Source organism: Aeromonas sp. R1-1, from assembly GCF_040908495.1.
In the GTDB taxonomy this organism is placed as follows: Bacteria; Pseudomonadota; Gammaproteobacteria; order Enterobacterales; family Aeromonadaceae; genus Aeromonas; species Aeromonas veronii.
Window position 1 is genome coordinate 1 of record NZ_JBFODV010000236.1, and the last position, 11,085, is coordinate 11,085.

Here is an 11,085-nt window from a genome sequence, read left to right on the forward strand (position 1 = left end):
ATCGGCGCAGGCGCTGCAACGGATGCAGGGCTGCTCCGGGCCGGGGGCGGGCAGTTCGGCCTGCGTCGGCGCCAGCAGGCAGTTGGTGGCCTTGACCACAGGCACCATGGCGTGGGGCAGGGTAAAGCCCATCATGGGGCCCCCCATGATCACCCGCTGCTCCGCTTCCGGTTGCAGCTCGAAACGCTGCAACAGCCAGCGTACCGGCGTACCCAGGCGCACCCAGGCATTGCCGGGTTTTTTGAAGCTGTCGCCGGTTAGGGTGACGATCCGCTCGATCAGCGGCTCGCCGTCGATAATGGCGCGCTTGATGGCAAACACGGTGGCGACGTTGAGCACCATGATGCCAATATCGACCGCGCGGCCCCCCTTGGGCACCTGACGGCCGGTGAGCAGCTCGATGGTCTGCTTGGCACCGCCCGAGGGGTACTTGGTCGGCACCGTCTTGACCAGCACGTCCTCGTCGGTGGCGTGGCGGGTCAGCTGCTCGATCGCCTCGGGCTTGTTGTCTTCCACCCCGATCAGGGTGAGTTTCGGTTTGAGCAGGTGCTTGAGCACCCGGATGCCATCCATGATCTCGTCGGCGTATTGCTGCATCAACCGATCATCGGTGGTGATATAGGGTTCGCACTCCAGCCCGTTGACGATCAGGATCTCGGTGAGCTGGCCGCGGCCATCGAGCTTGCTGTGGGTCGGGAACACGGCGCCGCCAAGGCCCGCCACCCCCGCCTGCTGGATGCGCTCGAGCAGCTCGCCCCGCTCCAGATTCCAGTAATCGGCTTTGCCGTTGCGCTCGCCCCACTCATCCTCCCCATCCGGGGTGAGCATGACGCAGAGATCGCCGAGTCCGGAGGGGTGGGCAACCGTGTGGTTGCCAATCTCGGTGATGGTGCCGGAGGTGGAGGCATGGACAGGGACGACCCGCCCCTTGGCATAACGGGTCAGCGGCTGCCCTTTTTTGACCTTGTCGCCCACCTGCACCAGCAGATCGCCGGCGGGGCCTGCGTGCTGGCGCAGCGGAATAATGAGGCGCGGCGGCAGACCGGCGTCTACCACCGGGCTCTGGCTTGATTGCAGCTTGTTGTCGGCGGGGTGAATGCCACCGTGAAAGTCCCAGAGCGTGCCGGCTTTGATACGTTCGAGTAAGGAATGCATGGTTGCTCCGCTGTTTATTCCACTATCTTGACCGGAATCTTGCCCGGAACATGCACGTTATTGAGATCCCACTTCCAGTTATCGACCGTGGTGGGCACCGGGATCATCTCGATGCAGTCGGTCGGACAGGGATCGACACAGAGATCGCAACCGGTGCACTCGTTGGCAATCACGGTATGCATCGCCTTGGTGGCGCCGACGATGGCATCCACCGGGCAGGCCTGAATGCACTTGGTGCAGCCGATGCACTGATCTTCGTGGATAAAGGCGACCTTTTTGACCGGCACGGCGGCCTCGTCACTGCCCCCCAGCGGCTGGGGCTCGACCCCCATCAGATCGGCAATTTTGCGCATGGTGGCCTCGCCACCGGGTACGCACTTGTTGATCTGATCGCCGTTGGCGAGCGCCTCGGCGTAGGGTTTGCAGCCGGGATAGCCGCACTGGCCACACTGGGTCTGGGGCAGCAGGGCATCGAGCTGATCGACGATGGGGTCTGCTTCCACATGAAACTTGACGGCGGCAAAGCCCAGGATAATCCCGAACGCCAGCGCCAGCAGGGTGAGCACCAGAATGGCAAAGAGAATATGGATCATGGTTATATCTTGATAAGGCCGGTAAAGCCCATAAAGGCCAGCGACATCAGACCGGCGGTGATCATGGCAATCGACACCCCGCGAAACGGCGCGGGCACATCGGCGGCGACCAGACGCTCGCGCATGGCGGCAAACAGGATCAGCACCAGCGAGAAGCCGGTAGCGGCGCCAAAGCCATAGATCACGCTCTGGATAAAGTCGTGTCGCTCATTGATGCTGAGCAGCGCAACCCCGAGCACCGCGCAGTTGGTGGTGATGAGGGGCAGGAAGATCCCCAGCAGGCGATAGAGGGTCGGGCTGCTCTTGCGCACCACCATCTCGGTAAACTGCACCACCACGGCGATCACCAGAATAAAGGCGAGGGTGCGCAGATAGGCGATATCCAGCGGCAGCAGGATATAGTGCTCCACCAGATAGGAGCTGGCACTGGCGAGGGTCATCACGAAGGTGGTCGCCAGCCCCATGCCGATGGCGGTTTCCAGCTTGCCGGAGACCCCCATAAAGGGGCAGAGGCCGAGGAATTTCACCAGCACGAAGTTGTTAACCAGCACGGTGCCGATCAATAAAAGCAGGTACTCAGTCATCAATTACCGTCACTGAAAGTCGGGTTATCGGGGTTTGAAGGCGGGCGGTATTATCTGACGTTAGGGCCAGTTAAACAACCGCAAGGCCGCATGGTTATTATGCAACTGGATAATTTAGCCGGGGTTTTGGGCAAGAATCCGGTGGGTTTTGCGCCATATCCCCACCGGGTGAGAAGCCTTACTAACCAACAGCCAGTTTGGCGGCTTCTTTCCACATAAATGGCGGCATCGGAGTAGTGAGATGCCATTTAATGTTCATCGGTTGGCTGCCAGTGTGGGATACGTACTCCACCTCACCAAAGTTCACAAAGCCAAGGGTACGGCCAAATTCATCTTTGCTCTGCTCGCGGACGAACAGAAACAAGCGCTTACCTTCTGCTCTGTGGTTTATGTAACTCAGCCCCTTACCCCGTTCTGGGCGAGCGCTGTTTTGGCTCTGCCAATGAAACAGCGACTCGTTGATGGCGTAGTCGTGATAACGGGTAGTGGGGGAGAAGTGCTGTTCCGTTTTGTTCAAGGTCACGAACAGCAACTCGATATTTTGCTCTGCGATGACATAGACCCCTTCGCGAGCCGTGGGTTGCTGCGCGAAGGTGGTCGCGCCAAAGCCAACCAGCACCTGCTCTCTGGCATAACGGGCATGCAGTTGCAGTGGATTGCCGGGAAGGTCAGGCATGGCCAGTTGCTCGTGTTGCACCCGGTTGATCAGCATGGGCAACAGATCTGCAAGCTCGGCCCTCAACTCTGGTTGATTAAGTTGTTTCAGGCTGTGCGCCAAGGAGCCAAAGCCGGCGTTGGGGCCGCTCTGTTGCCAGAAGTCGTAATGGCACATCAAGGCCATCCGTTCATCGTGCTCAGCCGTTAAGGTAAAGGCGCTTTCCACCAAGGTTTGTAAGAAGTTCAAGTAATGGAGCGCATCGCAACCCAATAGCCGGGTTCTGATAGCCCGGGTGTAGAGGGTCGACAGCTTCTCATCGCTCATTTCAGAAACGGTGTGGTTGCGGGCCTGTTTGACCAAGGTGCTCCAATTGCCACGCTTGTAGATCTCCTCAAGGCTGATGTGAGGGTAGAACTTCAAAAAGTTCGCTAGTGTCAGAGGTAAATCGCAATCCTGTGAGAAACGGCGGATCAGGCCCATAAGGCGCGAGGTATTGAGAGTCGCCTTCTTGATATTGCTCAGAATTAACTCTTGGGTCTGTTTTGAGAGTTCGATGCGGCAGCCCAAGGGGGCGTGAGGGAAGCCCTGTTTGATCTCGTGGCTGATCGCTTTATTAGTTTTACCCACCAGTGCCCGGAATTTCTGGGCAAAGTCATACTCAGCACGGGCATTGCCAACAAAGTCCAACACGGTGCAGCACTCTTTATCACTCGCCAGCCGCAGGCCGCGCCCTAATTGCTGCAAGAAGATAGTGAGGCTTTCCGTTGGTCGTAAAAACAGCAAGGTATCGACTTCCGGGATATCGACCCCTTCGTTGAAGATGTCCACCACGCAGAGAATATTGATAACCCCAGTGCGCAAATCTTGTTGTTTACTACGCCGCTCGTCTCGATTATCGCTGGTGAGGATGTCAGCCTTGATGCCCTTCAATAAAAAGGCCTTGCACATAAAGTCGGCATGTTCACGGCTCACACAAAATGCCAGCGCTTTGATCTTGGTAATATCGGTGACGATCTCAGCGAGACTCTGGACGATTTTCTGAACCCGGCTGTTATTTTTAGTGTAAATATTGGTCAGTGCAGTAATGTCATAACGGCCATTTTTCCAAGCGACTTGGCGCAAGTCAGTATCATCATCGATGCCAAAATATTGGAATGGACAGAGATGGCGACGATTAATGGCCTCTGGCAAGCGGATCTCTGCTGCGATGACACCACAAAAATCAGCGAGAATATCACCGCCATCATGGCGCTCTGGCGTTGCGGTCAATCCCAGCAGAATGTGAGGTTCAAAGGCGGCGAGCAAACCACGATAACTGGCCGCAGCAATGTGATGAACCTCATCGATGACGATGTAATCGAAATAGTCTGGGCTAAGGCGCAACGTAGCCAGCTGGTTATTTAAGGATTGCACCGAGGCAAATAGCTGACGGTAATGGGTCGGCACGGCGCCGCCGACCAAGAGTTCGCCAAAATTGGATTGTTTAAGCACTCCGCGGTATGAGGCCAATGCTTGGCGCAAGATCTCCTCTTTGTGGGCGACAAACAGGAACTTGGCGTCGGGTTTGGTTTTCAGAAAACGCGCAAAATCAAAAGCGGAAATCAGGGTTTTCCCTGTACCGGTGGCCGCAACCACCAAGTTACGGAAGCGTTGGTGTAAAGCGCGCTCCATCGCCAATTGTTCAAGGATTTCCAGTTGATGCGGAAACGGCGTGATATCAAAGAAATAGGCAGGGCTATTTTTGTCCCCATCTCCACGGGCCTCTTGTAGTGCATGCTGCAATTTTGTACGGCTTTCGAGCTTGCCATCAAACAGCTCAAAATCATCGGATTCCCAATAGGTTTCAAAGGTACTCAGGGATTTCTCGATAATATGAGGGATCTCTTGCGAGGTGATTTTTAGGTTCCACTCCAAGCCGCTGGTGAGGGCAGAGTGAGAGAGATTGGAGGAACCTATATAGCCGGTATGAAAGCCGGTATTTCGGCAAAAAAGATAGCTCTTGGCATGCAACCGCTCGCGCTGGGTGTTATAGCTGAGTTTGACTTCAGTATTTGGGAGGCTGGCTAAAAATTCAACTGCCTTGGCATCGGTCGCTCCCATATAAGAGGTAGTAATTACTTTTAATTGGCGGCCGCTGCGAGTGAACTCTTCCAGCTCATGACGGAAAATCCGGATACCTGCCCATTTGATAAATGAGACCAGCCAGCAGATGTTATCTGCAGATAATATCTCCCGTTTAATCTCCGACTCCATCGACAAACCCGCATTGCTGCCACAAAAAAGTTCGCTCTGAGTGAGACCGGTCAGAGGGAAAATATCCTCGGCATATTGCTTTAAATTGGCGGAGATGGGGTTATCCAACTGGTAAAGCGCGGTCAGAATTTTCCCCTGACTATCGATGAGGTTCTCGCCAATAAAGTCTGGGTCTTGGGTGCGATCCTTTAGCCAAAGCAATAACTGGTTAGCCAGCTCGATCTGCCGTTGCAGCTGATCCTCTCCAGTTACCGAGCTCACCGCATATTCCAAAACCCGGCTCAGAAATCTGGATAACCAAACTGCCGCTTCGGCAGGTTCAAGTTGGCGTTCCCCTACGTAAAAGCGCTCGCGGTCGAGTCGAGATGTCAGCAGTTGAGTAATGAGCTGTTCATAAATACCGCATTGTTGCATCACGCACGAGCCTCGAACATTGTCTATAGAAGAAAGAGATAATATCATTTTTTCATCTAAATCAGCATGTTATTATCGGTGGCATGTTTGGTTATGGAACCCGTATTATTAATTTTTTCACGCGGCTCACAGATTCAAGATGTGACAGCATAATTTTTTTCTTACCCCCTGCTGGGCTTTATTACTGCCACTATCTGCAGTGACTGAGGAGTACAGATGTTCAAGAAACCGGTAGCGGTTGAACTGGAGGCCATCAATCAGGAAGGTGAGATACAGGTGGTGCGTGACAGCGGTCTGACCGTTCAAGGCTACAGCGTTTACCTGCGAGTCGAAGAGAGCAACGGCTGTGCCTTGGCAACCTGTGTGGCAGACTACGACACCATCGGCCCTGCCTACGAACTGGCGGAGCGGTTGAGTCAGGCGCTGGCCATCCCGCTTATTGTGATGACTCCAGAAGCATTAATGCCAGTGAAGAGTTAGCCGAACGCGACAACAGCAGCCACTGCAACGCCCAACTGAACACCCCTTAAAAATTACATCATCATTTGCGCCCTCTTTGCGCGCCAAGGCACACATGGGCTTCCCCTTGCCGGGTATGATGGGGTTGCCCGCAGTGGCGGTGACAGTCGGATGCTTGCGGGCAGATGTCGGTCACATCAACCAGATCACCACCAGGAGGTAACCATGATCAGCCATATCGACCATCTGGTATTGACGGTCAGTGATATTGAACGGGCCGTGGCCTTTTACAGTTCGGTGCTCAATATGGAGGCCATCACCTTCGGTGCGGGGCGCCGGGCGGTAGGGTTTGGCAACCAGAAGATCAATCTGCAGCTGCTGGGGCAGGAGCCGCGCAATCGGGCGCAGGTGGGGTCGGGGGATGTCTGCCTTATCACCCGCTGGCCGCTGGAGCAGGTGATGGCCCAGCTGGCCTGCCACGGGGTGGAGATTGTCGAGGGGCCGGTGACCAAAAGCGGTGCCTGTGGGCCGATAAAATCTGTCTATTTCCTCGATCCAGACCAGAACCTGATAGAAGTGAGCATCTATCCCTGAGCCCATCAAGCCATCACTCCCATCGCCATCATCAATAGAAAGGGGCCGTCACTTGACGGCCCCTTTCTTGTATCGCTATCGACCCAGCGCCAGTGGCTCTTTGCCGATTCTCCAGAGACACCCTAGAAAGGCGAGCTGCTCTCGTCGCTCTCCTGTAAAAACTGCTCCACTTCTGCCTGATAGGCCGCATCAGGTTGACCGCTGCTGGCAGGGATTACGGCGGCAGACGGGGCGACGGGAGGGGCGGTGAGGGTCTCCATCACCCGCTGCTGCAGATAGGGGTAGAAGGGGTTGGAGGAGGTGCGGGTGAGGGCGCCGGGGTTGACGATCAGCACCCCGCGCTCGCCACGCAGGGCCAGACCACCGAGGTTGATGCCGTATTGCTCCCGCTGCTCTGGGCGCGCTGCCATGCCATAGAGGGGGTCGTCCATCGGGAAGGGGAGCGCCACATGGGAGAGGGAGTAGATCTCCTTGGGATAATCGATACCCAGCGGGCGGAGCTGCTCAGGCTGATCGGCGCTGGCCAGCGTTTTGGCCTGCGTCGCGGGAGAGGCGGGATCGACATTGCCCACCACGGTGAGGCGATAGTGCTGGGGGGCGTTTGGCAGCAAGCGGTGCAGCGCCAGCTCGGAGGCCGAGCTCATCAGCGGGCCAAACAGGGTGCTGCGGTTGATATCAAACAGCACCAGTTCGCTGCCGTTGGCCGGCAGGTAGTGGTAGAGATCGGCAATGATGGAGCGGGTGCTGACGGTGTAGTCCATCACCGACTGGAAGGTGAGGGCGGGGGGAAACGCCGCCAGCTCGCCACTGGCGGCCAGCTGGCGCACCTGCTGCTGGATGGCGTGAGTCAGGCGATAGGATTGGCGCGCCCCGTTGACCGGAAACGAGTTGTATTTGAACGGGTTGAACTCCGGCATGGTGTCGAGCCAGGCTGCGTTGGCAAAGGCGGGCAGCAGGGCAGGCACGGCCTTGAGCCCGGCGAAGCGGGCAAAGCGGGTCACCCCGATCATCGGGGAGATCAGCACCAGCCGATCCGGTTTTGCCAGCGTGCCGCTCGGGTCGGCCAGCGCATCGAGCGCATATTTCACCGCCAGTGCGCCGCCGTTGGAAAAGCCCACCAGATGCAGCGGCCGCTTGCCCGGTGCCAGCAATCTGGCCTCCCGCACCGCCAATCGGGTAGCGGCCAGCCAGGTCTCCCAATCCACATCCACTAGGCCTGCGGGCACGGTGCCGTGGCCGGGGATCCTCAGCCCCAGCGCGATAAAGCCCTGCTGCTGATAGCGTCTGGCCAGATGGCGCAGGCTGTAGGGGGAGTCGGTCAGGCCGTGCAGCAGCACCGCCACCCCTTTGACGTCCCCCTCGGGGCGCAGCAGGTAGGAGCGGTTCCAGTTCTGCTGAAAGCGGGCGGGATTGATGGGGGCGTCCTGATAGTAGCGATTGCTGGCCAGTTGCTGCTCGGGCGGTGTCTTGGCGACCACCTCGGTGGCCACCAGCTCGAACAGCTCTGCTTCGCGGGCCAGATAGGTTTGCCAGTTGCTGCTGTCGAGCTCATCGGCACTGAGTTCGGGGGGCACCACTGTGTGCCACAGCTGCAGCGGCGCTGCCTGCCAGGCGAAGTAGGCGATCACCGCCCAAGCGGTCAGCAACAGCAGCAACAGGGTCAGCAGAGCACGGCGAACAAGGCGGCGAGTGTGAGCCAGCATGGTGCAATCCTTGGCGATAGAGGTAGAGCCGCCTTTGGGCGGGCGAGTTCGGCGCAGCACATTGGGCGCGGCCAACCGGCTTAAAGCCTAATGGAAACAAGGTGATATGTATAGTTGATGGCGTTCGGCCGCGCTGGCTATGGGCGCCTGACCCCGCCGCTTACATCAGGCTGGCCGTTCAAAGGCTGCATCGCGGGCCATCTGGCGGCGTGAACTTGTCCGCAGATGCCAGCTTGGGTGCTGCGAACTTGCAACTATCTGCCCCTGAAAGGGGGCAATTATGCTACTGTAGCGGCGTTTTTTGATGGATAAGCTGGCATTGGCCTTTTTTGAAGATGGAATGGTATGCAGAACTTTGACGTAGTGAATTGGCTGATGCAGCAGACAGCCTCTCCGGTGCAGCCGGAACAGGCGATGGCACAACCGGGCGCGACCCAGAACCTGTGGCAGGTGCACCATGCTGGCTAACGAATCCATGCGCCTGAACAAATACATCAGCGAGAGCGGTATCTGCTCGCGTCGCGAGGCCGACCGCTTTATCGAGCAGGGCCACGTCTTTATCAACGGCAAGCGCGCCGGGATTGGCGATCAGGTGCAGGTTGGCGATCTGGTCAAGGTGAACGGTCAGGTGATCGAGCCGCGCGAGGCGGACAGTCTGGTGCTGATCGCCCTCAACAAGCCGGTGGGTATCGTCAGTACCACAGAGGCGGGCGAGAAGGACAACATCGTCGATTTCGTCAACCACAGCACCCGGGTCTTCCCCATCGGGCGGCTCGACAAGGATTCGCAGGGGCTGATTTTCCTCACCAACCACGGCGATCTGGTCAACAAGATCCTGCGGGCGGGCAACGATCATGAGAAAGAGTATCTGGTGACCGTCGACAAGCCGGTGACCGACGAGTTTGTGCGCGGCATGGCGGCCGGGGTGCCGATCCTCGGTACTGTGACCAAGAAGTGCAAGGTGAAGAAAGAGGCGCCGTTCGTTTTTCGTATCACCCTGGTGCAGGGGCTTAACCGCCAGATCCGCCGCATGTGCGAGCACTTCGGTTTTGAAGTGACCAAGCTGGAGCGCATCCGCATCATGAACGTCAGCCTCAAGGGACTGCCGGTGGGCGAGTGGCGCGATCTCACCGACGACGAGCTGATCGATCTGTTCAAGCTGATTGAGGACTCCTCCTCCGAGGTGAAACCGGCCAAAGGCGACAAACCCAAGGCGGCCAAGGCCCCAGCGGCACAAAGCGCCAAACCGGGGCAGGGCAAGAAGCCGCGCCGCGATGATGATCACGAGATTGGCGGGCGTCCCAATGTGCCGGGCCCGGAAGCCTTCGAGAAGAAGCTGCCGGTGGGCAAGGGGGGCGCGGGCAAAGGTGCTGCCAACAAGGGCGGCGCTGGCAAGGGCAGTGCAGGCAAAGGGGCACCCAAGGGTGGCAAACCGGCCGCAGGCAAGCCGCGCACCGCTAACAGCGGACGGCAGAAGAAGGGGCGCTGAGTTGCTCCCCTGAGCGGCGTCAGCCTCGTCTTGTGATCCCCAACACTGTTATCCCCAACACACCGGCCTCAGGCCGGTGTGTTGCTTTGGGCCGCAGAGCTGGTTGGGAGAGGAGCAGAATGGGTTGGCTCGCTGGCGGTCGGTAACCCCATGACGCGAGGGTAATGGCGCGGGTCGAGGCGCAGCACCAGCAGGCTCATCAGCAGCAGGCCTCCCAGTTGCCACTGCCAGGCGGCCGCGAAGTCGCCGAACAGGTGATAGAGGCGGGCGGCGACCCAGGGGCCGGTGGCCGCCAGCATAAAGCCGAAGCCCTGCATCAGGGCGCTCAGGGTGCCGGCGCGGCGCGGGTCTGGCAGGTGATCGAGCGCAATCACCATGATCAGCGAAAAACTGCCGCCAAGACCGGCGCCGCACAGCATGCACCAGAGAATCGGGGCACTGGCTGGTGCCAGCCAGAGGCCGCCAAACCCCGCCAGCTGCATGGCAATCGCCAGCCCCATCCATGGCCGCCGATCCAGACTGCGCGCCGCCAGTAGCGGCAAGCCGAGGCCGCTGGCAGTCTGGGCCAGCGCCAGCCAGGCGACCAGCTCGCCCGCCTGTGCGGCGCTCCAGCCCTGCGCCATATAGGCGGGGGCCAGCCAGGCCACGACGATGCCGTAGCCGCTGTTGATGATGCCAAAGCAGACGATCAGCAACCAGCTGCGGGGCAGGGTGATCAGCCGCTGTTCGCCGTGGAGAATGGCGACCGCGGCGGCCCGTGGCAGACGCACTTTCCACCCTAGCCAGACGAGGGCCAGCAGCACCGGCAGGCTCCAGAGTGCCAGCGCCTGCGACCAGTCGAGGCTCGTTGCCAGCCGTGGCGTGAGGCTGGCGCCGAGCGCACCGCCCCCCATCATGCAGGCAGAGAAGATCCCCATCACTTGCGGCACCTTGCGGGCAAAGTGCTGCTTGATAAGGGCGGGCAGCACTCCCTGCACCAGCGCCGAACCCAGGCCACAGAGGGCGGCGGTGGTGATCAGCAGGGCGCCGCTCTGGGCATCAAAACGCAGGGCACTGCCCGCCGTGAGTAGCAGCAAGGCCAGCCCCAGCAGGGTGGTGGCACTGGCAAGGCTGCGCAGGCGCGGGGTGAGCAGCACACCAATCCCGATCAGCCAGAGCGGCAGCAGGGTGAGCCAGGCGAGGG

Annotated in this window: 10 protein-coding genes; 4 read left to right on the plus strand and 6 right to left on the minus strand. The window is 58.9% G+C overall.

The genetic code is table 11. The features are described from left to right. The 4 genes from rsxC to AB5Y92_RS15555 form a co-directional block, all read right to left on the minus strand. Nucleotides 1–1,155: electron transport complex subunit RsxC (gene rsxC, locus AB5Y92_RS15540; RefSeq protein WP_368227087.1), on the minus strand; the 1,155-nt coding region annotated here is incomplete at its 3' end. 14 nt (nucleotides 1,156–1,169) lie between these two features. Continuing rightward, nucleotides 1,170–1,748, minus strand: coding sequence for an electron transport complex subunit RsxB (gene rsxB, locus AB5Y92_RS15545; protein WP_005350799.1), 579 nt, complete (start codon nucleotides 1,746–1,748; stop codon nucleotides 1,170–1,172). 2 nt (nucleotides 1,749–1,750) lie between these two features. Then, nucleotides 1,751–2,332 carry an electron transport complex subunit RsxA gene (rsxA, locus tag AB5Y92_RS15550; protein WP_005337600.1) on the minus strand — a complete coding sequence of 194 codons (582 nt, stop codon included), beginning with the start codon at nucleotides 2,330–2,332 and terminating at the stop codon, nucleotides 1,751–1,753. A gap of 181 nt (nucleotides 2,333–2,513) precedes the next feature. Continuing rightward, a complete protein-coding gene (locus AB5Y92_RS15555) occupies nucleotides 2,514–5,657 on the minus strand; it encodes a DUF3427 domain-containing protein (RefSeq protein WP_113738697.1) in 3,144 nt (1,047 codons plus the stop codon). A gap of 216 nt (nucleotides 5,658–5,873) precedes the next feature. On the opposite strand from AB5Y92_RS15555, the gene AB5Y92_RS15560 reads away from it, so the two are divergent. Further along, nucleotides 5,874–6,137 (plus strand): hypothetical protein, encoded by a 264-nt coding sequence (locus AB5Y92_RS15560; protein ID WP_042056561.1) that lies wholly within the window; start codon nucleotides 5,874–5,876, stop codon nucleotides 6,135–6,137. Between the two features lie 204 nt (nucleotides 6,138–6,341). After that, complete coding sequence (locus AB5Y92_RS15565) at nucleotides 6,342–6,710, plus strand: VOC family protein (protein WP_368227088.1); 369 nt, start codon at nucleotides 6,342–6,344, stop codon at nucleotides 6,708–6,710. 122 nt (nucleotides 6,711–6,832) lie between these two features. Here AB5Y92_RS15565 and AB5Y92_RS15570 read toward each other — a convergent pair whose 3' ends face one another. Then, nucleotides 6,833–8,413, minus strand: a complete 1,581-nt coding sequence (locus AB5Y92_RS15570; protein ID WP_368227089.1) for an alpha/beta hydrolase — start codon at nucleotides 8,411–8,413, stop codon at nucleotides 6,833–6,835. 345 nt (nucleotides 8,414–8,758) lie between these two features. Between AB5Y92_RS15570 and AB5Y92_RS15575 the strand changes: the two genes are divergently transcribed. Both AB5Y92_RS15575 and rluF read left to right on the plus strand, forming a co-directional pair. Beyond that, on the plus strand, nucleotides 8,759–8,881 hold the full coding sequence (locus AB5Y92_RS15575; RefSeq protein WP_265347000.1) for a hypothetical protein: 123 nt from the start codon (nucleotides 8,759–8,761) through the stop codon (nucleotides 8,879–8,881). Continuing rightward, nucleotides 8,871–9,902 (plus strand): 23S rRNA pseudouridine(2604) synthase RluF, encoded by a 1,032-nt coding sequence (rluF, locus tag AB5Y92_RS15580; protein ID WP_368227090.1) that lies wholly within the window; start codon nucleotides 8,871–8,873, stop codon nucleotides 9,900–9,902. Before AB5Y92_RS15575 ends, rluF begins: the two co-directional genes overlap by 11 nt. A gap of 68 nt (nucleotides 9,903–9,970) precedes the next feature. Here rluF and AB5Y92_RS15585 read toward each other — a convergent pair. Beyond that, nucleotides 9,971–11,085 (minus strand): MFS transporter (locus AB5Y92_RS15585; RefSeq protein WP_368227091.1); only part of this gene is annotated, 1,115 nt, incomplete at its 5' end.

Excerpts from the sequence above, each read along its gene's own strand:
- AB5Y92_RS15575 (WP_265347000.1), top strand. The coding sequence starts at position 8,759 with ATGCAGAACTTTGACGTAGTGAATTGGCTGATGCAGCAGACAGCCTCT.
- rluF (WP_368227090.1), top strand. The coding sequence starts at position 8,871 with ATGCTGGCTAACGAATCCATGCGCCTGAACAAATACATCAGCGAGAGC.
- AB5Y92_RS15565 (WP_368227088.1), top strand. The coding sequence starts at position 6,342 with ATGATCAGCCATATCGACCATCTGGTATTGACGGTCAGTGATATTGAA.
- AB5Y92_RS15555 (WP_113738697.1), bottom strand. The coding sequence starts at position 5,657 with ATGCAACAATGCGGTATTTATGAACAGCTCATTACTCAACTGCTGACA.
- AB5Y92_RS15560 (WP_042056561.1), top strand. The coding sequence starts at position 5,874 with ATGTTCAAGAAACCGGTAGCGGTTGAACTGGAGGCCATCAATCAGGAA.
- rsxB (WP_005350799.1), bottom strand. The coding sequence starts at position 1,748 with ATGATCCATATTCTCTTTGCCATTCTGGTGCTCACCCTGCTGGCGCTG.
- rsxA (WP_005337600.1), bottom strand. The coding sequence starts at position 2,332 with ATGACTGAGTACCTGCTTTTATTGATCGGCACCGTGCTGGTTAACAAC.
- AB5Y92_RS15570 (WP_368227089.1), bottom strand. The coding sequence starts at position 8,413 with ATGCTGGCTCACACTCGCCGCCTTGTTCGCCGTGCTCTGCTGACCCTG.